Source organism: Gordonia effusa NBRC 100432 (genome assembly GCF_000241305.1).
Lineage (GTDB): Bacteria > Actinomycetota > Actinomycetes > Mycobacteriales > Mycobacteriaceae > Gordonia > Gordonia effusa.
In genome coordinates this window covers 1-23,879 of record NZ_BAEH01000060.1, presented here as the reverse complement: position 1 = coordinate 23,879, position 23,879 = coordinate 1, and the positions used below count along the sequence as shown (strand labels likewise).

The window sequence follows — 23,879 nt, the reverse complement described above, 5'->3', positions numbered from 1 at the left end:
AACATCCTTGCTATGGATCCCACCGTCGACGCTGACGCTGCCGCCCGTGCTGCCGCGACCGCCATCTCGACCGCGACCGATTCGCCTACTCACGATGTCGCCGTAGTTCTCGGGTCCGGTTGGGGGGAAGCTGTCGCGAGCTTCGGCGATCCCGTTGTCAGCGTGCCGATGGCGCAGTTGCCCGGATTCACGCCACCGAAGGCGGCCGGACACAGCGGTACCGCCGTGTCGGTTCGGGTTGGCGATCACCGGGTGTTGCTTCTAGTCGGGCGCACCCACGCGTATGAGGGTCACCATCTGGCGCGGGTCGTACATCCGATCCGCACCGCCGCGGCAACGGGTGCTCGGACCATCGTGCTGACCAATGCCGCCGGCGGCATCAACCCCGACTATGGCGTTGGGCAGCCGGTGTTGATCAGCGATCATCTCAACCTCACCGGACGATCTCCCCTCGTCGGCGCCCAGTTCGTCGATCTAGTCGACGCGTACTCGCCTCGTCTACGCGACGTCGCCCGCGGTGTCGACTCGACGCTGACCGAAGGGGTATACGCGGGATTGCCTGGGCCACACTATGAAACACCCGCTGAAATCCGGATGCTGGCGACGCTCGGCGCCGACCTGGTCGGCATGTCGACGGTGCATGAGACGATCGCCGCGCGTGCCGCCGGGATGAAGGTGCTCGGTGTCTCGCTGGTCACGAACCCCGCGGCAGGAATCACCGGGAAGGCGCTCGACCACGCAGAAGTCCTTGCGGCGGGACAGGATTCGGCGCAGCGGATCGGCGAGCTACTCCATGACATCATCGCCGAACTCTGAGTCGGTGCGCGCCTGGATCGACGCCGATCCCGACGCCGCATCTCGCGTCGAACTTGAAGCGCTGCTCGATGATTCGGTCGAGTTGAGCGAACGATTCGGTGACACACTACATTTCGGGACCGCGGGACTACGTGGCATCGTTCGTGCCGGACCGAATGGCATGAATGTCGCGACGGTCACGCGCGCGACATACGCTGTCGCCACCTGGCTTCGGCGACACGGCCACGCCGGGGGCACCGTTGTCGTAGGACGCGATGCACGACACGGCTCAGCCGATTTTTTCGCCGCGACCACCGAAGTGCTTGCCGCGCAAGGGTTCGACGTCGTCGCGCTCCCTGATCCGGTGCCAACGCCGCTGGTAGCGTTCGGCACGCGGAGCCTGGGAGCGGTCGCTGGTATACAAATTACCGCCTCGCATAATCCCGCTACCGACAATGGCTACAAGCTGTACACACAAGGTGGACGACAGATCGTCGGGCCCGACGACGTCGAGATCGAAGCGATCATGGCTGGCTCCATGGCGGCAAAAGATGTTGCACGAGTGGCAGTTTCGTCGAACGAACGAGCACAGCGGGTACGGGCCGAATACTTAACACGACTGGCCAGCCTGCCGCTCGGCGACGGGAGAACGCCCTTGCGAATCGCCTTGACACCGATGCACGGCGTTGGTGGGCATATCGCGGTCGACGCGTTACGAGCAGCGGGCTTCGACGATATCCACCTCGTCGAAGCCCAATTCGCACCCGACCCTGACTTTCCCACGGTTCGGTTCCCCAACCCGGAAGAACCGGGTGCGGCGGCACTGTTACTCGCCACCGCCGCTGACGTCGGCGCCGACCTTGCGATTGCGCTGGACCCCGATGCCGACCGGGTCGCGGTCGGGATACCAACCGCCGACGGATGGCGGATGCTCAGCGGAGACGAAACCGGCGCACTACTGTGCGCGTACCTTCTGGAGAATTCGCCGCCGGGCCCGAAAACCGTTGCCAGCAGCATTGTTTCGGGGACACTCGCCGGAGCCGTCGCCCAAGCGTCTGGGGCGCACACCGTACGCACACTGACCGGTTTCAAATGGCTCTCACGCGCCGACGACAACCCCGACCTCCCCCCACTCCGCTACGCCTACGAGGAAGCGATCGGCCATTGCGTCGATCCTGACGCGGTCCGCGACAAGGATGGCATCAGTGCGTCGATAGTGCTGAGTTCGCTTGCTCGGCAGCAGAAAACGCGTGGCGGCGACCTAAGCGGCATGTTAGACGAGCTGTATCGAAAGTTCGGGGTACATCACACATCGGCCCGATCACGGCGGCTATCGAACTCCGGCGAGTTCGAGGTCGTCATGGGCAATCTGAGGTCGAACCCGCCCGCGCAGGTTTCGGGTATCCGATTGAGTGTCGAGGACTATGCCGTGCGCGACGACAGATTGCGGACCGACGCAATCCTGATGACCGGCACGACCACCGATGCGCGACTGCGAGTCATGGTCCGTCCATCGGGGACCGAGCCGAAGATCAAGTACTACGTCGAAACGATTGTAGCTGCCAACGAATACGGTCATACTCAATCGCTCGACGACCTCAAACAACGCGCCGCTCAGCTGGCCACAGCCGCGTTGACCGAACTGCTAGCCGACTGACTTACCCAAGGAGGGCAGGCATGACCTACCCAGGTGGCAACTACCAGCCGTCGGGGCCGCATTCGCAAGGGCTACCGCCCGAACCGCCGCGTTCGCCGTGGCGGTCACCGATCGTGTTGACCGCGATCGCGGCCGGGGTGTTACTGGTTGTCGCGGGAGTGCTGGCGGCGCTAATTCTGATCCCAGAGTCAGAGTCATCGCCGCCGGTGTCATCGATCACCACGTCCGTGGTCAGGCCCGGCGGTTCGAGCAATACCAGTCCGCCAGCCTCTATACCCCCGCCGGCTCCCGCCCCAGGTTCGACGAGTCCCACCACGCACAGCGAGCCAACTGTGGCCGACACCGACTGGCAAGGATTCATCGACGGTCCGCGATGCAACGCCTCAAAGGATGCGGCTGTTGCCATCGGCTTGACCGACCGCTCTCGCGTGGTGATCTGCCAAGTCGGCAGCACGGCCAACCTCTACTACAAGGGAACGGCCGACGGGAATTCCGTCGAGATCGACTTTCCGGTACGCAGCGGCAACGCCTTCACCGCGACCAACGACGGCTATTCGTATGTCATAAGCCAGGAGTCGTTGACGATCACCAAGGGCGGAGCCGTACTCAATACCGAGACGATGATCGCCTACTGGTCCGATTGAGCACCGGTCTAATTGAGCGCTGCCCTACTGTTGATGGAATGACCTTGTTACTCAATGCCGTTGGTGTCGATGTCGTGCGGTCCAAACGCTATCTGTTGCGTGGCGTGAGCATGTCGGTTGCGGCAGGCCAACACTGGGCACTGCTCGGCCCCAATGGCGCGGGCAAGTCCACCTTGATGGCGATTCTCGGTGCGCGATCGCATCCGACGCACGGTTTTGTCGACGTTCTCGGTCGGCGACTCGGCAAGGTCGATATGCGCGAATTGCGCACTCATATCGGGCATGTGGATCCGCGCTGGCGAATCGACGTGCCAATTTCCGCGCATGACGTGGTGCTCACGGGATTAACCAATACTCCCGAACTGGACCGACGCCACGACTACACCGCCGGCGAACACACCCGCGCCGACGAACTACTTGACCTGCTGGGCATGTCGGCGAGGCGAGAGGCATTGTGGCCGTTCATGAGTCAGGGCGAACGGGGCCGAACGCTGATCGCGCGTGCGCTAATGCCACGGCCCAAGTTGCTTTTGCTCGACGAACCAGCAACCGGGTTAGACCTCGCGGCCCGCGAACGGCTGCTGGCAAGCATCGACCAACTCCGTAGCCAGCAGGAAGAGTTGGCCACTGTGCTGGTAACCCACCACCTGGAGGATCTGCCGACGTCGACCACGCATGCTCTGCTCCTGGCCGACGGCGAGACGGTGGCGTCGGGGCCAGTCAAGAGCGCACTGACGACCGACACGATTAGCAAGTGTTTCGACCACGGTGTTGTGGTGCGGCGAATGGGTGGACGATGGTCGGCGACCGCACGATAGCGCCGGACCTCTACCGCGGTCGGTAGAAGCCCTGGAACCCTTGGTTGAGATTGGTTGTACGCACCGGCGACACTTGGACGGGATCGCCGGCTTCAACCATCTGGTTGTTGCCGATGTACATCGCGACGTGCCCGTCCCAGACCGCGAGATCACCGGGCAGCAACTGAGACTGCGCTACGCGAGTACCCGCTGTGTCCTGATCCTGGGCGAGGCGCGGAAGTTCAAGTCCCGCTTGCCGATACGCCCACTGCGTCAACCCGCTGCAATCAAATCCCGCTGTAGTGGTGCCACCCCAGGAGTACTTCACCCCGCGCTGACTTAAGGCGGCACGTACCGCTTTGGCCGCCCGCTCGTTCGGCGCGTATGCGGTCGAACCGTCGGGCAGCGTGATCGCGATTCCCTTGCAGCTCACCATGTCACGTGTCTTGCCCCCAACTTTGGTCGCGGCTGGGGCATCATGTCGCACAGACTTGAGCACGGTTGCCGTGTCGACTCGCAACGCACTTTGCGCCCGCGTGACGACGGCCAGGCCACGGCTAACGTGATCGGCGGCGACCGGCAGCAGCGCGGCTAGTCCAGCAATGGTGAACAAGGACGGTCCAAGTGCCGCAGCGCAACGACCGAAGGAGTCGATAAGGGAATTGATCTCGTCGGCAGCGTGCTTTACCTTCGCGCTCGCTGATTCGATCGCCGACACAACGGTTTTCGCGTCGCCGGCCAACACGATCGCCTTATGTTGGGTAGCGTTTGCCGCGTTCTGCGCCGCCTCCCCGCCGCGCCCCTTCCATTGCGCGGCAACCTTTTTCGATGCGGATTCGGATTGAGAACGGGCGTCGTCCAGCGTCGTGGAACTCGACTGCAACCGAGTGAGAGGACTATCGGCGGGCAGCACACCCGTGCCCAGTGCGGTCGCCATTATTTTCAGCGGCATGATGAGAACATCGGCGGTGAGCATTAGACCCGCACCTCCAACGAACGCTTGCCTTTCTCGTCGGTCGAGTTGTACCGCTCAGCGGCGTCGGTCGATGTGGTCGACAACGACTGATAGCGCGCGGCGGTTGTTTCCAGACGGCGCGCCTGATTGTCGACGACAACGGCTACCGCTGCCAGGAAGTCGGCCCCAATCAATCCGAAGGTGCCGGCGAGTGACGCGATGTCGGAGCGAACGGAAGTCGCGGCTGTGGAAACGCGGGTAGCGACGTGGTGCTGTCGGCGGGCGAAGTCGGTGACTGCGGGGGTTTCGGTGTGAAGGGCCATGCGAATTGGACGCGCTGGCACCCCATATTGGTTCCACTCATCTTTCGACCATCGAGGATGTTCGTTCGTACAGGGTATGATCACTATTGTGAATCACGTGACGGAGGGGCTCACCCCGGAGTCTCGGGGAAAACGTCTCTCCAACAGTGCGCTCGGTGTGCTGCAGTACATCTGCGAAGTTGTCGCCTGCGGCGTCGTCGGATGGTTCGGCACACTTGTCGGCGCCGGAGCCATCATGCTGCTGAGCACCGCTGTCGCAATGGTGGCGTGCGCAGTCGTCTCGATCACGAGCATTGCCGCTCTGATCGCCCTACTGATCCGACGTGGGCACATCGCCGGGTTCACACTGGGTATCACCGTGGGCGTGACGCTGGCCAGCGCCTTCGTGATCTTCGTCCTGATCCCATTCACCGAATCGATGTCAGACTTCTAACGCCCCAACGGACGCCGCACTACGAGCCGACCGACATACTGTTTGCATGCAGATCACGACCGTCGACCATCCTCTCGCGCTCACTCGATTGACCACTCTGCGCGACAAGAACACCGACAACGCCGCGTTCCGCGGCGCGCTCGACGATCTGACACAAATGCTCATCTACGAGGCATTGCGTGGCTGGCCCACCGATGATCGTCAGATCGAGACGCCGTTGGTGCCCCATACCGGCGTTCGCCTGCACCGCCCACCACTGCTCGTGCCGGTGCTGCGGGCAGGCCTCGGTATGGTCGACCAGGCTCACGCGATGGTGCCCGAGGCGCAGGTCGGCTTCGTCGGCATTGCCCGCGACGAAGCGACCGCCGAGCCCGTTCCCTATTTGGCGTCGTTGCCCGAAGACTTGTCCGAACATCCCGTCTTCGTCCTCGACCCGATGCTCGCCACCGGCGGCTCGATGTTGTACACACTGAATCTGCTCGTCGAACGCGGGGCACAGGACATCACTGCCGTCTGCGTCGTCGGAGCTCCCGCCGGGGTCGCCGCCTTGAACGACTCCGGATTGCCGGTGCGACTTGTCATCACCGCGATCGATGATCGGCTCGACGAGGCCAACTACATCGTGCCTGGTCTAGGTGACGCGGGCGATCGGCAGTTTGGGCCGAGGTAACTCCTCACCCAAAGGTGAACGTATACACCGAGATTCCCGGGGTATAGCTGATATCGAGCACCCGTTGCGCCGATGCCGCATCGATCAGCGTGTACAACCTCGGTGTGCCCGATACGTCAATCGTCTTATCCGCTATACCCGCCGAATGAATACGCAAGGTTCCAGTTCCCGACAAGACGGTGAACACCTTGGCGGCACGCGTGTTGACCCGCACATGAGCGTCGGAAACCGACGTGATCGACTCGCCCGCGACATCGAACCGCCCACCGACGCTGAAGGTGTCAACCGGCTGTACGGCGTTGAGTGTGAACATCTTTCCCGAGCCAGTTGTCAGATCGCCGCTGCCCTGGTAAGACGTTGCCCCTCGCGCGGCACCCAGGTATATCTCCGGCGTCGTCGGGGCCGACGATACTGTGTCGACACCGCCGGTCACTGCCTTGGGCAGTGTCACCGACGGATTCGCTTGCCGGAGCAGGGTACGGATATTGCCTTCCGTATTCGCATAGTTCCCTTCGCCGAAGGCGGTCGCACGGATATTGCCCGCACCGTCGATGAGATATTTGGCCGGCCAGTACAGATTCCGGTAGGCATTCCAGACCGCAAAGTTGTTGTCCTGCACCACGGGATAGGCGATGCCCTCATCCGCTATCGCTCGGCCGACATTCCCGGCATCGTGTTCGAACGCGAACTCGGGAGTGTGCACTCCGATGACTACCAGCCCCGCCGAACGATAAGCGTCGTACCACTTCTTGACATACGGCGCGTCTCGCTGGCAGTTGATGCAGGAGTAGGTCCAGAAGTCGACGAGCACCACTTTGCCGCGCAGACCAGCCTTCGTTAGCGGCTGACCACTGGTGTTGAACCATCGCCCGCCACCGGAAAATTCCGGCGCCGCACCGCAGTCGGCAATGTTGCCGGAGTTTTTGGCGCACAGGTCAATTCGCGGTCCAGACGCGCCCGCTGGCCGCAACGCATCGGTGACCGCGTCCTGACGCGCGATCACCCGCTCAACGCCACTGGTGTAACTAGGTACCAAGCGCTGCAGGGTCGCCGGAAGATTCGCGGCGATCGCGACAGCCATCGCCACCAATATCACGCCGCCACCAAGCCGAAATGCCCGCTGCCTCCTGCGGTAAGCCCCCAATCGCGACGTCATCGACGCTCCGGCCAAGGCGAAGAATGCCAGCGGTATCGCCGCACCGAGCGCGAAAGATATGGTCAACACCACTGTCTGCCAACCGATCTCGGCGGTCGCGCCAGCAACTGAAATAGCGGCGAGCACGGGACCCGCGCATGGCACGTAGAGAGTGCCGAGCCCCAAACCAAGTAGCAGCGGACCCAGTACCCCGTCGCTGTGGCCGGGAGTCCACGACGGCAATTTGGCGAAGGGCTTCTCCAGCGCGTGCGCGACTTTCGGCACGATAAGGCTCACTCCAACCAGCGCCAACAAGGCGATCCCCAACCACCTCAACAACCCGGTCGGCAAGCCGAGCAGGGACAAGACCAGGGTGCCCAACAAGGCGATGGTCCCGAAGCTTATTACTATTCCGATAATGATCAGCACCGGCCGAAGCCAATTCGGCCGCGAAGAGGTCTTCTGATTCTCGCTCGTTCCGCCCGTCACGAAGACGATCGGAATCATTGGTAATACACATGGGGATACTCCGGTGATCAACCCGCTGATCACACCCAACAGCGCCAAAGTGACCATGCGCCAACTCCTTACGGTCTCGGCGTCGGGCAACGGGCGCCAACGCTCTCACCGATAATTCGGCACGGTCGGGGGTGTGGATTGGTTACCCCACAGATTTTCCGAGGTACACGACAATAATTGTCGTGCAGCACCTTTCAGCTGTGGGGTAGTTGGCGTTCCCCTAGGAAACCGGAAAGTCGACGACCAGTGGCGACGTCGGCTGCGACGACCCCGCCGCGGGTTCCACCGACAACCCCACCGTCGTGGGCCGTTCCATGTCGGTCATCACCACCATAGTCTTATCCGGTTGCCCACCCGGCACCATCCCGGCGCTCTTCTTCTTGCCGCCCACCGTGATCCACACTTGGTACATCATGTTCGACGGGATGGCGGGCAGAGATTCGGTTGCCACGACTGTCGCTCGCTGCGACGGCGCGTACATCGCGGCGACAGTCCCCTTTTCCAGCGCACCGGACGCTTTCGTCATATCCGGGGCCGTCAGTACCGATTGCACCATCGGCGGATTCGCGACCGGCGGTTCTGATGTGGTCGTATCGGTCACTTGCCAAATCACCACTGCCGCACCAAAAGCGACGACGACGGCACACGCTGCGGCAAGCCACGTCTGTGTGCGACGACGTCGGGTGGTCAGTTCGACCACGCCGCCGGACGAGCGGGCCTCCGACTCGGCATCAACCGCCGCCATCACCCGCTCCCGCACCCCCGTCGGCAATGTCGCACCTGGAACCGACAGTGCCGCAACCGTTTCCCTCAGGCCCGCGATGTCCTCGGCGCAGATCGGGCAGGCCCGCAGATGCTCTTCAAATGCGACTCGTTCGTCGTGCGGCAATCCGTCGACGACATAGAGCTCAGCGAATCCCGCGTATTCTTCGTGCTCGTCAGCCATGTCACACACCTCCCAGACAAGCGCGCAGGCGCCGCAAGCCGTCTCGGATTCGGGTCTTGACCGTCGCCGGATTGCAGGCCAGCGAATCCGCGACCTCCACGTAGGTCAGGCCGCCGTAGTACGCCAAATCGATTGCCTCGCGCTGTAAATCCGTTAGACCGCCCAAGCAGTGCCTTACCCGCCGAGACTCATCCGACGCCACCACCGCCTCACTCACGCGGTCGTAATCCGGTACCTGCTGAGCGTGGTACACGACGTCCCGGCCGATAGCGGCCTGATCGTGTCGCACCGCGTCGATGGCCCGGCGTCGCGCCATCGTGAGAATCCATGCCGCAGCGCTACCGCGGTCCGGGTCGAACTGGCCGGCATTACGCCACACCTGCAGCCAGGTCTCCTGGACGACCTCCTCCGCGCGTGCCGAACTCGCGACGACCCGCTGAGCTAACCCGTAGGTCTGCGGCGCGAGGGCGTCGAAGAGGCGATCAAACGCATCCCGGTCGCCCCGACCGACGGCACACAGCAACAAACCGTGATCGTCGGTTTGCTCCACGCTCACACATTCTCCACTGTCGAAGGTCGTCCTCACCTTATGTACTTCGCCACCGCGCACGCCACGGATTGGTCGTCGAAGTCGCACCAATCCATCGACCGAGCGGCGCCGAATGACCGGTAGGGCCCACCCGGCGCCCGCCACCCTGACGAAAGGATTCACATGTCCCGCTCACTTCGCCGCTCCGCTTTGTTCCCGCTCGCCGCAGCGACTGCCGCAACCGCCGGTGTATTACTGCTCGGGGCCTGCGACAATTCCAAGACCGATTCCACGCCGTCGTCGACGACACCGATGTCGGGCCAAATGACCGCGCCGATGTCGTCGGCACCGATGAGTCCGTCAATGCCCGGCGGCATGTCACCGCAGATGAGCGGGCAGATGATGCCGCCGTCGTCGGGTGCGATGATGCCGCCGATGAGCACTCCGGCGTCGGGCGATCGCATGACGCCGTAGCTGCCGACACTGGCGGTTGACGACGGCCACGGGCCCGGAGGAAGGGGCAATGCGGCAACGTTCAGCAAAGATCGTTAGGCTTTGTGCCCATGGCAGGCGACATCGTCCCGATCGAACTCGGACTGACCGACGGCAACTCGTTCACCCTGTGGGCACCTCGCTGGAGAGAAGGCGACGACGAGTGGGAGGCGTTCCTCGGACTCGACGAAGATCTCTATACCTTTCCCGGCGTTGCCGAACTGGTCGCGTTCATCCGGTCCAGCGACGACAACGATCTCGTCGAACATCCGGCGTGGTCGACCGTCGTCGAATTGCAGGCCGATGAATTGGTCCCCGACGCGCGGCACAGCTACGACCTGATCGGTGTCCCCGAGTTGGCCGCGGAAGACCCGCAGCCGACCGTCATCGCCGAACTCGAAGACGCGCTAGAGATCGTCCGCATCCTCGGCGAGGTATGCGAACTGACCGTCATCACCAAGTTCTTCAACGGCAACCCGATCCTGGGTGCCGTTACCACCGGGACACGCAACTTCGAGGGCCGCGAAGGTTTGGACCTGTGGGTGCGGATCGGCCGCTTGATCGCCAAGCACTGGGACGATGTCATCGACGCCCTTGATGAGGTGACGTCGACACCCGACGTCCCCGCCGACATCGTTGCCATCGCGGAGGCGGAACTGGAGGCTGCTGTCCCGGCCGAGGAAGAGGACGAACCATCCGACGATGACATCGACGCCGACGGGGAATCCGAAGACGATGACGACAGCGATGATGCCGACGACGAACTCGGCGAGGACGACGAGATCGACGAAGACGATTTCTGGGCCAACGTAGGCATCGACCCGATCCGCATCGTCACCACCGATGGCGAATACCTTTCGCTGCGTTGCTATCTCGGCGATGAGCCGGTCTTCCTCGGCAGCAACGGCGCCATTTACGTCTTCTCGGCCGAGCGTGCACTGACGCGTTTTCTGGCGAACGCCGACACACACGATCTGGCTAAGGTTTCCACCTTCGACGACGTCAAGGTCGCCGCCACGGACGGATCGCTCGAGTACGACGTCACCGATGACAATGTGTACGTATTGCCCGGCCTAGCCGAAGACATCGTCGACGGCCCCCGTCGCATCGATTCGAATCAACTTGAGCTCGCAGTCGAATTGCTCACTGACGCAGCGGATTACGCTGGCGACGACGCCGTCGCGGAAGCCTTCGCGTCGACCACACCGCTGGGCTGGTTTGTCGACTATGCGATCAACCCCGACCCCAAACGCCTCGCCCCGTCGGGTCCGTTTGACAACGAAGCCGAAGAATTCCGCGCCGCGGTACACGACTTCGAAGACCGACTGTCGAAGAAGGGGTAACCCGCCTCCTCGCAAACCCGACTCATCGCGACATCCCCGACCCTGATTTTGGGTCGGGGATGTCGCCGTAGGTGGGGTTTGCCGTTGGGAAATCGCTTGTTAACCAGGGGAAATTCGAGCTAAGTAGTTGCGGTATCCGAATTCTGGGGATAGCGTTTTGATCGTAAATACATCGTGCACGATGGAAAGGGGGGTTATGAATCACAACCGGCGAGTAGCCGATTATGTGGTCGAACGCATCGCGACTATCGGCACGAATCACGTCTTCGGGGTAGGCGGAGCGAATATCGAGGATCTGTACGACGCGATCGATCGATTCGGCCCATCGATGACCGGAATTGTGGCCAAGCACGAGTTTGGTGCGGCGACGATGGCGGACGGTTACGCCAGAACGACGAATCGATTAGGCGTCGTCGCCGCGACCTCCGGTGGCGGTGCGTTGAATCTTGTTGCGGCACTGGGCGAGTCATTCGACTCGCGGGTTCCGGTCCTCGCGCTCGTCGGCCAGCCGCCAACCAAATTCGAAGGCATCGGGGCATTCCAGGACACCAGCGGACGAGCTGGAACACTCAATGCCACCACATTATTCGGGCAGGTGTCGCGCTGGTGTCAGAAGGCGACGTCGGCGGCCGAGGTACCCGAACTTCTCGACGCCGCGATTGCCGCAGCCCGGTCAGGTGGCCCGGCAACACTGTTGTTGCCCAAGGATATTCAGCAAGAGCTACTCGATAACCAGTCTGCAGCAAGTTCACCGGCCGAGCCTCACTCAGAACCTCACCGCCCCGATATGCCCGATTACCTTGCGGCACAACAACTACTGACCGCGACCGCTAGCGGGCCGGCAATCCTGATCGCCGGCTCGGGTGTGGCCAGAGCTGATGCGCGTGCCGAATTGCTACGATTCGCCGAGTCACTGGGAGCCGGGGTGGTGGTAACCCCGGATGCGAAAGACGTTTTCCCGCAGTCACATCCGTTGTTCGTCGGAGTGAGTGGGGTGATGGGCCACCGCGGCATCGCCGAGGTTATCGGCGATGCCGCATTGTGCGTCGTAGTCGGCACTCCCCTGACGATGACCGAGCGCGGTGGCCTCGATCCGGTCCTCGCCGCCAGCCGAATCCTGCACATCGGTGATCGTCCACCATTCGTCGACGCGGAGACCAGCGTCGGCGGAGAGCTTCGCGAGGCACTGAACTTGCTGGCCGACAACGTAACTCGACGAGAACCGTTACCCAACCTAGCGAGGGTGCGTGAACTCGAGGTTCCCGACGGGTCTGGCCCCGGGGTGCGTTACCGACCGGCAATGGCTGCGATCGGCGCGCGACTGAGAACCGGCGACGGGGTGTTTGCCGACGCCGGCAATACCGGGGCAGCCGCGGTGCACTACTTGCCGACACCGGACGACGGACGATTCGTCGTCGCCCTGGGTATGGGCGGGATGGGCTACGCATTCGGAGCGGGTATCGGCAGCGCCATCGCCCGGGAACGGCGAACCTACGTCCTGGCCGGCGACGGAGCGTTCTTCATGCACGGACTCGAAGTTCACACGGCGGTCGAGCATCAGGTGCCGGTGACATTCATCGTGTTCAACAACAACGCCCACGCTATGTGCATCACTCGCGAACAGATCTTTTTCGATGCCGAATACAGCTTCAACCGCTTCTCCCCTGCCAATATCGGCCACGCTGTCGCAGCAATGTTTCCCACCCTCACCACTCGGACTGTCCAGTCATTGGACGAGCTGACACGAACACTCGACGAACTCACGCACGCCGGTGGTCCGGCATTCGTCTGCGTGGAATGCGATCCAGATGAAATCCCACCGTTTGCCCCGTTGATGAAGGAAGTGAATCCATGACCAGCTCGGAAATAACGTCCATCGATATACCCGGCGTGTATCGGATCGAAAATATCAGCGTCAAGGCCGGAATGCCGATGGTGCTGGATATGACTCGCGCGGTCTACCCGCACGATCAGGTCTACGGCGAATACATCACCGTACAAGAATTCATCGACGCTCCGCCCGAGGACGTCTTCAATTATCTCGCTGATACTCGCAGCCTGGAAGAGTGGACCTACAGTTTGCGTGGGTTCGAGGAGACCGATGAGGCCGGCTTGTGGATCGCACAGGATCGCATCGGGGACAACACCGAAATCTACACCCGGACCGAATCCAGCGCGGATGCGCGCACAGTTGACTATTACTGCGCATGGGATCAGGGCAAACATCTGTGGATGATCTATCTCATCCGCGTCGTTGACGCCCAAACTGTCCTGAACAAACCTGGCTCGGTCGTGTTGTGGACCAATTGTCATCATCCGTTCTACGACGAGAATCCGTACCCGGAAACCGCACCGAAAGATCGCAAGGTGTGGGTCGGCGATTTCTGGGAACTGTTCTATGCCGGTCACCTAATGGAACTGCGCAATCTCAAAGCCATTTGCGAACATCGCCACCGCAATGGCGAGCCGATCACCCCGGGGTGGATGAAATGACCGTCGTCAGCCTTACTGATGTAGCGAGTTATCTGCCCGAAAATCGAGTGGGCGCTGAGTATTTCGCGCAATTCGCCGAATCGGACGAACTCGCTAACTCGGTGATGTTCAAGGCACCGGCATATCGTCACCACATCGGCGAGGACGAGACGGTGACCGATATGATCGAGCGCGCGGTCGAGCCATTGCTTGCCCGGCACGGATCCGAGATGCTTTCGCAGGTCGACGTCCTGATCACGCATACCCAACTGCCCGAGCTGCCCATCCATGGCGCGGGAGGACAAGTCGCCCACCGCCTCGGTATCGCACCCGAATGGGTAATCGATCTGCATAATGGCGGCTGCGTCGCATTTGTCTACATGATGAAACTGGCCAAGCAGATCCTGGAGACTACTTCGGCGCGCTCGGCGTTGATCTGCACCGCCCAGAATTCCGCGGGTCAGGTCTTCACCCAAGAGCAGGTGCGCGGCCTCGCGCAGGCAGCGATACCCGGCGATGGCTGCGGAGTCGGATATCTGACCAAGTCGGACGAGTCACCGATACTCGCGACGGTCTGCCGGCATCTGCCCGAATACGCCGGCGACATGATTGGCGTGGCCGACCCGCCGCGTAAGTATTGGGAAGCCGGCTCCGGACAATTGCATGTCGGTTTTACCGAGTCGCGTATCGCGAAGGTCGTTGGCCGCGGCAATCGTCTCGTCCCCGAGGTTGCCAGCGAAGTGTGCGAACGCATCGGAGTCGCGTCGAGCGATCTAGATCTACTGGTGACCAATCAACCCAACCGGATGTTTCTGCGCAACTGGCGCGAGGCCTTGTTGCTGCCCGAAGATCGGCATCCGGACACCTTTGACGAATGCGGCAATCTCTTCGGCGCGGGGATTCCGGTGACTTTCGATCATGTGCTCACCACGGGTTCGGTCAAGCCTGGGTCGCTAGTGATGTTCGCCGGATTCGCCCACTCCGGAGATTTCGCGGGCGCCGCGGCCTTTCGGTGGGGCGGGGCGGGCAGATGACTTCGGGTATCGTCGAGCATCGAACCGAGCCGGTTGACCATCTTCTCGCACTCAACGAGATTCCGTTCGGACCGTTGCCCTCGGTGCGGTTGGCTCTCTCGGAGGCGCTGGGCCGCGTTAACCGATACCCGGAATTCTTCCCGTCGCGACTAGCCGACATCATCAGCGGACATATCGGCACCACTCAGGACCAGATTGTGGTGGGGCCGGGCCTGACTGGGATTCTTACCCACCTGCTCCGGGAGTTCGTCTCCGCCGGCGACAACGTCGTCATGTCGGTACCGACCTTCGACGGCTATCCGATCTTGACCGAAATGGCCGGCGGCATATGCCACGCTGTCGCCTTGACCGGAAGTGGCGAGCACAACCTCGCGGCGATGGCCGACGCTGTTGATCACCGGACCCGTCTGGTGGTGGTGTGCAGTCCGCACAACCCGACGGGCACCTGCGTCGACCCAGCCGAACTCGCGGAATTTCTGACCTATATCGATCCGACGATCCCGGTGATCCTCGATGAGGCGTACGTGGAATTCGCGGATCCCGCACACCGCACCGATCCACTGGCACTGGTCGCGATGTTCCCAAATGTATTGGTACTGCGGACTTTTTCCAAAGCCTACGGCTTGGCCGCGCTGCGAATTGGTTACGGGATCGGCTCACCGACGATGATCGAGCGTATTCGACGACGGCTTATTCCGTTCGAGATGAACGCTCTTGCCGAGGTCGCTGTAGCCGCGTGTTACCGCGCCGAGCCGGAGTTGCTGGAGCGCATCACGCCGATAATCGTCGAACGCGACCGCCTCTCGACGCGTCTTCGGCACCTCGGATTCGATGTCGCGGCCAGCGCGGCCAATTTCGTCCACGTGTCGTACCGAAGTCCGTCGGATTCCATCGCGGTGCTCGATGCGTTCAATCGTGCGCGCATCGCGGTGAAGGATTGCACGTCCGGTGTGCGCATCACCGTCGCCGACTGTCATTCAAGCGGGGCGGTGGTTGGCGCGCTAAGCGATACGATTACCTGATGAGCGATAACCGCAATAAGGCGAAGACACGAAATACCAAGGGCGCCGACGACCGTGAAGCATTGCTGGCGCCCGCGGCCCAACTGTGTTTCGCGTTGTACAGCACATCCCAGGCGATGACTGCTGCCTACCGTCCATTTCTCGACCGGATGGGAATCACCTACCCGCAGTACCTGGTTTTGCTCGCGCTCTGGGAGCAGCCCGGCCGGTCGATCAGGGATCTCTGCGAATTGCTCCAGCTCGGCTACGGGACGCTCTCGCCCCTCGTCAAACGACTCACCATCGCCGGATTGATTACCGCCGACCGCAGCGCGACGGATCGGCGCGCGGTAACCCTCACCCCGACCGCGGCCGGATATCGACTCAAGCCCGCGTCGATCGAGATGATCGAGGCGGTCACCGCGGCGGCCGGGGCAACCAATGAAGAAGTTCAGGAGATGCGCGCGCTGATTGTGACCTTGCGCGATCAACTGGAGATCGCCGCGCAGACCCTCGCCCGCGCCAACGTCGGGGCTTAAACGCGCGGTTCTCCAAACCCACACGCGTATCTCGCTCATACGCGGCTTAGCCCAGCAAGACCGCGTACCCCGGTTTGATCACATCATCGATTAATGCCAATCGCTGGTCGAACGGAATGAACGCCGACTTCATCGCATTCACCGTGAACCGCTGGAAATCGCTCCACCCATAGCCGAATTGCTCTGACAGACAACGGAATTCATTGCTCATCGTGGTGTCCGACATCAGTCGGTTGTCCGTATTGACGGTAACCCGGAACCGTAACCTGGCAAGAATGTTGAATGGATGTGACGCCAGGTCGGCGACTGCCCCGGTCTGGATATTCGAGCTGGGGCACAGTTCCAGCGGAATTCTCTTGTCCCGCACATAGTTTGCCACGTCACCGAGTACGGCACCGTCGAACGAATGATCATCGGCTGAGGCGCCGTCGGGCAGCGTGATGTCATCGATAACGCGTACGCCGTGACCGAGACGGTCCGCCCCGCAAAAGCCGATCGCCTCGTGGATCGAGGGTAATCCGAACGCCTCGCCGGCGTGAATCGTGAAGTGCGCGTTGTTCGCTCGCATGTAGTCGAAGGCGTCGAGATGACGTGTCGGAGGATACCCGGCCTCGGCACCCGCGATATCGAAGCCGACGACGCCTTGATGGCGATACCGCACGGCAAGTTCGGCGATCTCGCGCGACCGCGCGGCATGCCGCATCGCGGTTACCAAGCACCGCACAATGATTGGACTGCCTCGCCGCGCGGCGTCGGCTTCCCCCTCGGCGAATCCCGCCAGCACCGCCTCGACAGCGTCGTCGAGTGACAGCTCACGCTCGGTGTGTAGTTCGGGTGCGTACCGCACCTCCGCGTACACCACACCGTCGTCGGCCAGATCCGCGACACATTCACGCGCGACCCGGCGCAACGCCGAAGCCGTCTGCATCACCGCGACGGTATGAGCGAAGGTTTCCAGATACGTCTCCAACGACCCGCTGTTGGCGGCGTCGGCGAACCACCGCCCCAGGTCCGCCACGTCGGTTGACGGCAGCTTGTCGTAGCCGACAGCGTCAGCCAGCTCTATCACGGTCTGCGGACGCAGTCCGCCGTCGAGATGATCGTGCAGAACCACCTTGGGCGCGAGTATCAATTTCGCGGGGTCGAGTGACGGGATCATCACCTCAGCCTGTCAAAAATCTACGACCGATGCAGGCTCCGTAGCCGATGTCGCGCAAGAACGTTGTCCGACGCCACGGTGAATTCCGTCCCAGCCAGCAGTCCAACGGAATATCGTTGCGGCCCTTGGCCGCGACGTCGACATCAAGTTAGGAAATTCTGCCCACCACTCGCCCGGCAACCGGTACGGCAGCCTCACTCACTGTGACCGCACCGGTCAACGCCGCACGCGCAGAAGGGAATCGCTCGGAAGTTTGGGTGTGCAGCGTGAACAACGGATCGCCCGCTTGTACCCGATCACCCAGTCCCGCATGCCATTGCACGCCGGCTTCAGCCTGCACCGGCTGTCCGGGGGTGGCACGACCGGCACCGAGGAGCCACGCCGCGCGGCCGACAGCCATCGCGTCGAGCCGACTCACGTACCCGTCGGCCGGTGCGACAACGACATCACGCTCTGACGCGACGGGCAGCGCCGCGTCGGGATCGCCGCCCTGCCCCGCGATCATCGCCCGCCACGAGTCCATCGCCCGACCATTGCGCAGATTCTCTGCCGGGTCGATGTCGGGCAGCCCCGCCAACGAAAGCATCTCCCGTGCCAGCGCCAGCGTCAGTTCGACCACGTCTTCGGGGCCACCGCCGGCAAGCACCTCTAGCGACTCGGCGACTTCCAAGGCGTTGCCCGCGGTCCGGCCCAACGGCGTGTTCATGTCGGTGAGCAATGCCGTCGTCGCGACCCCGGCGTCGGCACCCAGCTCAACCATCGTGCGCGCCAATTCCGTTGCGTCGTCGAGATTCTTCATGAACGCACCCGAACCAACCTTGACGTCGAGGACGAGTGCCGCGGTGCCCTCGGCGATCTTCTTGCTCATGATGCTGCTGGCGATCAGTGGAATGGATTCGACGGTGCCGGTGACGTCGCGCAACGCATAGATCTTGCGATCGGCCGGTGCCAGGTCGGCACCGGCAGCGCATACCACCGCCCCGACGTCGGCTAATTGGTTCGTCATCTCCTCGACGCTCAGGTCCGCGCGCCAGCCGGCTATCGATTCAAGTTTGTCTAGCGTGCCGCCGGTATGACCGAGCCCTCGGCCCGACAATTGGGGCACCGCTACGCCATATGACGCGACGAGTGGGCCGAGGGGCAAGGTGATCTTGTCTCCTACGCCACCGGTGGAGTGTTTGTCGACGGTCGGCAGTTGCCGACTGTCCCGGCGAAGACCGGCGAAGACGAGCCGAGTGCCGGTGGCGATCATCGCAGCGGTCCAGCGCGCGATCTCGCGGCGTGTCATCCCCCGCCACACGATTGCCATCAGCAACGCCGACATCTGTTCTTCGGCAACCTCGCCCGCGGTATAGGTGGCGATGATGTAGTCGATCTGCTCGTTGGTTAATTCGGCGCCGTCGCGTTTGGCGGCGATGATCGACACCGCGTCGAGCGCGTGCGCATCGACTGTCATAACCGTCCTCCGGCGAGGTCGTCGGGACCGAACGCGTCAGGTAGCAAGTCGCCCAGACGCCTCGGTCCGGACGGCGAGGCGACCAGCAGGTCGACTCCGCCATGTTCGAGCAACACCTGGCGACACCGTCCACAGGGCATTAGCAATTCACCGCGCGAGTCGCAAACCGAGACCGCGACGAGTCGGCCGCCGCCGGTAACCGCCAGGTTTCCGGCGAGTGTCACCTCGGCGCAGACACCGAGCCCGTATGAGACATTTTCCACATTGCATCCGTGGACTAAACGTCCATCATCGACTAGTGCCGCCGCCCCGACGGGGAAGGCCGAATAGGGTGCGTACGCGTTACCCATCGCATCAATTGCCTTGTGGTGCAACAGATTCCAGTCAACTACCGATGTCACCGATATCCTCTCCCGGGGCACTGTTTCGCGAATTTCGATACCGCTTATAGCAACAAAAGCTTGGTAAGGCAATCCTTAGTTCAAATTCTTAGTCGCTCAGATCACTTCAGCCAGTTAACAATGGCACTCAGCTTAGGTTTAAAGTCTGTTGCTAGGGGTCGAAGTGATCTAAGCGGTACAAGCCACTGTGTCGCTCGGCCACACAGTAGAGCGGTCCAGCCCGAGAACAGCGGAGGCCAGTTTTTCGCCATGAGCACCCCCACCGAAGTTGCACCCGCACCGGTGCGCAAGATCTCGCTTTATCGAGGCGATCCAGGCATGTGGTCTTGGGTTCTGCACCGCATCACCGGCGTGACGATCTTCTTTTTCCTCTTCGTGCACGTGCTCGATACCGCGGTCATCCGTATCGACCCCAACAAGTACTCCGAGATCATCGAGACCTATAAGACCCCGATCATCGGTCTGATGGAGATCGCGCTGGTCTTCTGCGTGCTCTACCACGCATTCAACGGCCTGCGGATCATCCTGGTGGACTTCTGGTCCAAGGGCCCGCGCTACCAGCGTCAGATGCTCTGGACCATCCTGGCCATCTTCGCCGTCGTATTCGGTGCGGCTGCCATCCGGCTGCTGCAGATCCTGATCCACTCGCTCTAAGGGAGGCACCTGATGACCGCATCGCAAGCCGCGCCAGGCACCGCCAAGTCCCTGGGCAAGGAATACGACCGTCCGGCCAGCCTGGACAACCCCCGCTCACCTCGTAAGCCCAAGGGCGGCAACTTCGAGAAGAACGCATGGCTGTTCATGCGCTTCTCCGGTCTCGCGCTGATCATCCTGACCATCGGGCATATGTTCATCATGCTGGCGTGGGACAACGGCGTGCACCGCATCGACGCTTCATTCGTCGCCGCACGATGGAAGGAACCGTTCTGGCAGGTCTGGGACCTGACCATGCTGTGGCTGGCCCAACTGCACGGTGGCAATGGCGTGCGCACCGTGATCGCCGACTACTCCCGCAAGGACTCGACCCGCTTCTGGCTCAATGTGCTGCTCGGTCTGTCGATGATCCTCGTGCTCGTGCTCGGCACCTACGCGCTACTCACTTTCGACACCAGCAGCGTCGGCAGCTAGAGCTACCCGGACTATCGGCAACTAGAAGCTAGCCCCGCCCAGAGGAGACCCAGGGAAACCATGCAGGAACACCGTTACGACGTCGTCATTGTGGGTGCCGGCGGTGCCGGTATGCGCGCAGCCATCGAATCCGCGCCGCGCGCCCGCACCGCGGTGTTGACCAAGTTGTACCCCACGCGTAGCCACACGGGCGCGGCCCAGGGCGGCATGTGCGCCGCACTGGCCAACGTGGAGGAAGACAACTGGGAGTGGCACACCTTCGACACCGTCAAGGGCGGCGACTACCTCGCCGACCAGGACGCGGTGGAGATCATGGCGAAAGAAGCTATCGACGCCGTGCTCGACCTGGAAAAGATGGGCCTGCCCTTCAACCGCACGCCCGAAGGCAAGATCGATCAGCGTCGCTTCGGCGGACACACTCGCGATCACGGTAAGGCTCCTGTGCGTCGCGCCTGTTATGCCGCTGACCGCACCGGCCACATGATCCTGCAGACCCTGTACCAAAACTGCGTCAAACACGACGTCGAGTTCTATAACGAGTTCTATGCCCTCGACATCGCGCTGAGCGAAAACGAGAAGGGCGAGAAAGTCGCCACCGGCGTCATCGCCTACGAACTCTCGACCGGCGAGATCCACGTCTTCCACGCCAAGTCGATCGTCTTCGCGACCGGCGGCTCAGGGCGTATGTACAAGACGACGTCGAACGCTCATACCCTCACTGGCGACGGCATGGGCATCATCTTCCGCAAGGGACTTCCCTTGGAGGACATGGAGTTTCACCAGTTCCATCCGACCGGCCTGGCGGGCCTGGGCATCCTCATCTCCGAGGCGGTCCGCGGCGAGGGCGGCATTCTGCGCAACGTCGACGGCGAGCGGTTCATGGAGCGTTACGCTCCGACCATCAAGGACCTCGCACCCCGCGACATCGTCGCCCGCTCGATGGTGCTCGAAGTACTCGAAGGTCGTGGTGCCGGCCCGAATAAGGACTACGTCTACATCGACGTGACTCACCTCGGCGAAGACGTCCTCAACGAAAAACTGCCCGACATCACCGAATTCGCCCGCACATATCTCGGCGTCGACCCGGTTACCGAGTACGTGCCGGTCTATCCGACCTGCCACTACGTGATGGGCGGCATCCCGACCAATATCGAAGGTCAGGTGCTCTCCGACAACGACACCGTCGTGCACGGTCTCTACGCGGCCGGCGAATGTGCTTGTGTCTCAGTGCATGGCGCCAACCGCCTGGGCACCAACTCACTGCTCGACATCAATGTGTTCGGACGCCGCGCCGGCATCGCCGCTGCCGACTACGCCAACTCGGTTGGCTTCACCGAGCTGCCCGAAGCACCGACCGCGATGGTCGACGAATGGCTCGAATCTGTTCTCTCCGAACACGGCAACGAGCGCGTCGCCGACATCCGCACCACGCTGCAGCGCGTCATGGATGACAACGCATCGGTGTTCCGCACCGAAGAAACATTGACCACCGCGCTCACCGAGGTTCGTGCTCTCAAAGAGCGCTACGCCCACATCCGCGTGCACGACAAGGGCAAGCGATTCAATTCCGATCTCCTCGAAGCCATCGAGTTGGGCTTCCTACTGGAAATGGCCGAGGTCACCGTGGTGGGCGCGCTCAACCGCAAGGAATCGCGCGGCGGCCACGCCCGCGAGGACTACCCAACCCGCGACGACGCGAACTACATGAAGCACACCATGGCCTACAAGCGCGGCGATGGTCTGCTTGCCGACATCGAGCTGGACTACAAGCCCGTGATCCAGACCCGCTACGAGCCGATGGAGCGTAAGTACTGATGACCGCTATCGTCGAAGACAACCCGGCAACAACCGAGCCACCGTTGCCCCCGGTACCGCCGGAGGCCACGATGGTGACTCTCAAGATCTACCGGTTCAACCCGGAGGATCCCGACGCCGCCGGCTTCGAAAGTTTCCGCGTTCCCGCTCTGCCTACCGACCGGCTGCTCAACCTGCTGTTGTACGTGAAGGGCTACCTCGACGGCACGCTGACCTTCCGTCGCAGTTGCGCCCATGGCGTCTGCGGTTCGGACGCCATGCGGATCAACGGCGTCAATCGCCTGGCCTGCAAGCTCCTGATGAAGGACATGCTGCCTAAGGACAAGAACAAAGACATCACCATCACCATCGAGCCGATCAAGGGCCTTCCGGTGGAGAAGGATCTGATCGTCGATATGGAACCGTTCTTCGACGCGTACCGGGCGATCAAACCGTTCCTGATCACCAGCGGCAACGAGCCGACCTATGAGCGTATCCAGTCGCAGAAGGACCGCGCCCGCTTCGACGACACCACCAAATGCATCCTGTGCGCGTGCTGTACCACCAGCTGCCCGGTCTTCTGGAACGAAGGTAGCTACTTCGGGCCAGCCGCAATCGTCAATGCGCACCGCTTCATTTTCGATAGCCGCGACGAGGCCGCCGTCGAGCGGCTCGACATCCTCAACGATTCCGACGGTGTATGGCGCTGCCGGACCACCTTCAACTGCACCGACGCCTGCCCGCGTGGCATCCAGGTCACACAGGCAATCCAAGAGGTCAAGCGCGCATTGATGTTCTCGCGCTAGACATTTCGTAGACCACCGCCCCGTCCGACTCCTGTCGGGCGGGGCGGTTTCCATTGTCACGGGGCGAGATTTGCGGATTCGATGGAACCAAACCCGATGCCCGCAACGTCCAATAACCCATGAAACGCATCTGCTCGGCCTCACTCGCTGTTCTCGCGGTCGCACTATTCGACGCCGCATCCCTCGTCGCGAATGTCGGCGCCGCTCCAATCGCGCGTGACACCGTCGAAATCACCTTCACATCCGATCAGCAACGCAATATCGCGGCCGGCTGGATCGACTCAACCAACCGGCCACGCACCCAGCAAGATCCGATCCTGTCCACCTTCGACAGCAAGGCTGGCCTGTGGTCATCGACGTTGACCTACACCACCCGCGGTCAGGTCGCCGAATTCGTCGTCTACCTGCAGACCAGCGGGTCACGCGCCAGCTGCGAAGTCGCGGTCAACGGCACGGTGACGACCCAGAATACTGTTCGCGGACGTCGGGGAATCGCCGTCTGTGGTTGAGGTCGCGCAGCCGGATCACCGATGACTTAGACTTCTCCGCAATGAGCTACGTCACTCGACAGCCCAACGGGGGCACGATATTCGCGAGCGCCGCGCGGGTCTTTGTCGTCGCAGCGGTCGTAGCGATATTCGGGCTACTCGCGACTCCCGCGGTACCGGGCAATGCGTCGCCGGTGCCAACCGACCACTGTCCACACAAGGTCAACACCCCACCGGCGGTCGACGAATCCGAGGTGCCCCAACCGGGCGATACCGTGCCGACACCGTTGCCGGTTCACTCCCCCACGGTCGGCGGAGATCGCCTCGCGCACTGCGGGGTCATTACCTCGTCGCCCGCATCAG

The 23,879-nt window shown here is 62.2% G+C and carries 26 protein-coding genes and 1 pseudogene; 18 read left to right on the top strand and 9 right to left on the bottom strand.

Translation table 11 applies throughout. From position 1 onward, the window contains the following. Nucleotides 1–12: 12 nt before the first annotated feature. Genes GOEFS_RS10950 through GOEFS_RS10935 form a run of 4 tightly spaced genes read left to right on the top strand, consistent with a single transcriptional unit; the run spans nt 13 to nt 3,914 of the window. Nucleotides 13–816 carry a purine-nucleoside phosphorylase gene (locus tag GOEFS_RS10950; RefSeq protein ID WP_007317970.1) on the top strand — a complete coding sequence of 268 codons (804 nt, stop codon included), beginning with the start codon at nt 13–15 and terminating at the stop codon, nt 814–816. Then, nucleotides 794–2,452 (top strand): phospho-sugar mutase, encoded by a 1,659-nt coding sequence (locus tag GOEFS_RS10945; protein ID WP_040524947.1) that lies wholly within the window; start codon nt 794–796, stop codon nt 2,450–2,452. Before GOEFS_RS10950 ends, GOEFS_RS10945 begins: the two co-directional genes overlap by 23 nt. A gap of 20 nt (nt 2,453–2,472) precedes the next feature. Next, nucleotides 2,473–3,096, top strand: a complete 624-nt coding sequence (locus GOEFS_RS10940) for a hypothetical protein (protein ID WP_007317968.1) — start codon at nt 2,473–2,475, stop codon at nt 3,094–3,096. Between the two features lie 38 nt (nt 3,097–3,134). Then, complete coding sequence (locus GOEFS_RS10935) at nt 3,135–3,914, top strand: ABC transporter ATP-binding protein (protein ID WP_007317967.1); 780 nt, start codon at nt 3,135–3,137, stop codon at nt 3,912–3,914. A 10-nt stretch (nt 3,915–3,924) separates the two neighbouring features. Here the strand turns inward: GOEFS_RS10935 and GOEFS_RS10930 are convergent, their stop codons facing one another. Next, nucleotides 3,925–4,869 carry a C40 family peptidase gene (locus tag GOEFS_RS10930; protein ID WP_007317966.1) on the bottom strand — a complete coding sequence of 315 codons (945 nt, stop codon included), beginning with the start codon at nt 4,867–4,869 and terminating at the stop codon, nt 3,925–3,927. Beyond that, nucleotides 4,869–5,171 carry a type VII secretion target gene (locus GOEFS_RS10925; protein ID WP_007317965.1) on the bottom strand — a complete coding sequence of 101 codons (303 nt, stop codon included), beginning with the start codon at nt 5,169–5,171 and terminating at the stop codon, nt 4,869–4,871. Before GOEFS_RS10925 ends, GOEFS_RS10930 begins: the two co-directional genes overlap by 1 nt. A gap of 88 nt (nt 5,172–5,259) precedes the next feature. Between GOEFS_RS10925 and GOEFS_RS10920 the strand changes: the two genes are divergently transcribed. Further along, nucleotides 5,260–5,604 (top strand): hypothetical protein, encoded by a 345-nt coding sequence (locus tag GOEFS_RS10920; RefSeq protein ID WP_138917978.1) that lies wholly within the window; start codon nt 5,260–5,262, stop codon nt 5,602–5,604. A gap of 46 nt (nt 5,605–5,650) precedes the next feature. Continuing rightward, nucleotides 5,651–6,274 (top strand): uracil phosphoribosyltransferase, encoded by a 624-nt coding sequence (upp, locus tag GOEFS_RS10915; protein WP_007317963.1) that lies wholly within the window; start codon nt 5,651–5,653, stop codon nt 6,272–6,274. A gap of 4 nt (nt 6,275–6,278) precedes the next feature. On the opposite strand, the gene GOEFS_RS10910 is transcribed toward upp, so the two are convergent. The 4 genes from GOEFS_RS10910 to GOEFS_RS10895 form a co-directional block, all read right to left on the bottom strand. Further along, the gene (locus tag GOEFS_RS10910; RefSeq protein ID WP_007317962.1) at nt 6,279–7,985 is read right to left on the bottom strand and encodes a cytochrome c biogenesis protein DipZ; all 1,707 of its coding nucleotides are present in this window, start codon (nt 7,983–7,985) and stop codon (nt 6,279–6,281) included. Between the two features lie 163 nt (nt 7,986–8,148). Next, nucleotides 8,149–8,874, bottom strand: coding sequence for an anti-sigma factor (locus tag GOEFS_RS10905; RefSeq protein WP_007317961.1), 726 nt, complete (start codon nt 8,872–8,874; stop codon nt 8,149–8,151). A 1-nt stretch (nt 8,875) separates the two neighbouring features. Next, complete coding sequence (sigK, locus tag GOEFS_RS10900) at nt 8,876–9,430, bottom strand: ECF RNA polymerase sigma factor SigK (protein ID WP_007317960.1); 555 nt, start codon at nt 9,428–9,430, stop codon at nt 8,876–8,878. A 152-nt stretch (nt 9,431–9,582) separates the two neighbouring features. Next, nucleotides 9,583–9,927, bottom strand: a complete 345-nt coding sequence (locus tag GOEFS_RS10895) for a hypothetical protein (protein WP_138917977.1) — start codon at nt 9,925–9,927, stop codon at nt 9,583–9,585. Between the two features lie 39 nt (nt 9,928–9,966). On the opposite strand from GOEFS_RS10895, the gene GOEFS_RS10890 reads away from it, so the two are divergent. The 6 genes from GOEFS_RS10890 (at nt 9,967) to GOEFS_RS10865 (ending at nt 16,284) form a co-directional block, all read left to right on the top strand. Further along, entirely contained in the window at nt 9,967–11,238 is a 1,272-nt protein-coding gene (locus tag GOEFS_RS10890; RefSeq protein ID WP_007317958.1) for a SatS C-terminal domain-containing protein, read from the top strand. 196 nt (nt 11,239–11,434) lie between these two features. Beyond that, a complete protein-coding gene (locus GOEFS_RS10885) occupies nt 11,435–13,093 on the top strand; it encodes a thiamine pyrophosphate-binding protein (RefSeq protein ID WP_007317957.1) in 1,659 nt (552 codons plus the stop codon). Next, nucleotides 13,090–13,731, top strand: a complete 642-nt coding sequence (locus tag GOEFS_RS10880) for an SRPBCC family protein (protein WP_007317956.1) — start codon at nt 13,090–13,092, stop codon at nt 13,729–13,731. Before GOEFS_RS10885 ends, GOEFS_RS10880 begins: the two co-directional genes overlap by 4 nt. Further along, a complete protein-coding gene (locus tag GOEFS_RS10875; protein ID WP_007317955.1) occupies nt 13,728–14,744 on the top strand; it encodes a 3-oxoacyl-ACP synthase III family protein in 1,017 nt (338 codons plus the stop codon). The genes GOEFS_RS10880 and GOEFS_RS10875 overlap by 4 nt, the downstream gene beginning before the upstream one ends. Continuing rightward, nucleotides 14,741–15,766, top strand: coding sequence for a pyridoxal phosphate-dependent aminotransferase (locus GOEFS_RS10870; protein WP_007317954.1), 1,026 nt, complete (start codon nt 14,741–14,743; stop codon nt 15,764–15,766). The genes GOEFS_RS10875 and GOEFS_RS10870 overlap by 4 nt, the downstream gene beginning before the upstream one ends. Next, on the top strand, nt 15,766–16,284 hold the full coding sequence (locus tag GOEFS_RS10865; protein ID WP_007317953.1) for a MarR family winged helix-turn-helix transcriptional regulator: 519 nt from the start codon (nt 15,766–15,768) through the stop codon (nt 16,282–16,284). Before GOEFS_RS10870 ends, GOEFS_RS10865 begins: the two co-directional genes overlap by 1 nt. 46 nt (nt 16,285–16,330) lie before the next feature. Here the strand turns inward: GOEFS_RS10865 and GOEFS_RS10860 are convergent, their stop codons facing one another. From GOEFS_RS10860 to GOEFS_RS10850, 3 genes are all read right to left on the bottom strand, one after another. Further along, nucleotides 16,331–17,443: an adenosine deaminase gene (locus GOEFS_RS10860; RefSeq protein WP_007317952.1), complete on the bottom strand. Its 1,113-nt coding sequence runs from the start codon at nt 17,441–17,443 to the stop codon at nt 16,331–16,333. 148 nt (nt 17,444–17,591) lie between these two features. Next, entirely contained in the window at nt 17,592–18,899 is a 1,308-nt protein-coding gene (locus tag GOEFS_RS10855) for a thymidine phosphorylase (RefSeq protein WP_007317951.1), read from the bottom strand. Then, a complete protein-coding gene (locus GOEFS_RS10850; protein WP_007317950.1) occupies nt 18,896–19,300 on the bottom strand; it encodes a cytidine deaminase in 405 nt (134 codons plus the stop codon). Before GOEFS_RS10850 ends, GOEFS_RS10855 begins: the two co-directional genes overlap by 4 nt. A 249-nt stretch (nt 19,301–19,549) precedes the next feature. Here GOEFS_RS10850 and sdhC point away from each other — a divergent pair, with 249 nt between their 5' ends. The 6 genes and pseudogenes from sdhC to GOEFS_RS23815 form a co-directional block, all read left to right on the top strand. Continuing rightward, a complete protein-coding gene (gene sdhC / locus GOEFS_RS10845) occupies nt 19,550–19,954 on the top strand; it encodes a succinate dehydrogenase, cytochrome b556 subunit (RefSeq protein ID WP_007317949.1) in 405 nt (134 codons plus the stop codon). Nucleotides 19,955–19,966: 12 nt separating this feature from the next. Further along, nucleotides 19,967–20,428 carry a succinate dehydrogenase hydrophobic membrane anchor subunit gene (locus tag GOEFS_RS10840; RefSeq protein ID WP_007317948.1) on the top strand — a complete coding sequence of 154 codons (462 nt, stop codon included), beginning with the start codon at nt 19,967–19,969 and terminating at the stop codon, nt 20,426–20,428. Between the two features lie 60 nt (nt 20,429–20,488). After that, a complete protein-coding gene (gene sdhA, locus GOEFS_RS10835; protein ID WP_007317947.1) occupies nt 20,489–22,243 on the top strand; it encodes a succinate dehydrogenase flavoprotein subunit in 1,755 nt (584 codons plus the stop codon). Beyond that, nucleotides 22,243–23,028, top strand: coding sequence for a succinate dehydrogenase iron-sulfur subunit (locus GOEFS_RS10830; protein WP_007317946.1), 786 nt, complete (start codon nt 22,243–22,245; stop codon nt 23,026–23,028). The genes sdhA and GOEFS_RS10830 overlap by 1 nt, the downstream gene beginning before the upstream one ends. Before the next feature lie 119 nt (nt 23,029–23,147). Further along, nucleotides 23,148–23,537: a hypothetical protein gene (locus tag GOEFS_RS22470; protein WP_007317945.1), complete on the top strand. Its 390-nt coding sequence runs from the start codon at nt 23,148–23,150 to the stop codon at nt 23,535–23,537. 41 nt (nt 23,538–23,578) lie between these two features. Further along, nucleotides 23,579–23,879, top strand: a pseudogene (locus GOEFS_RS23815) (D-alanyl-D-alanine carboxypeptidase); the annotation flags it as partial.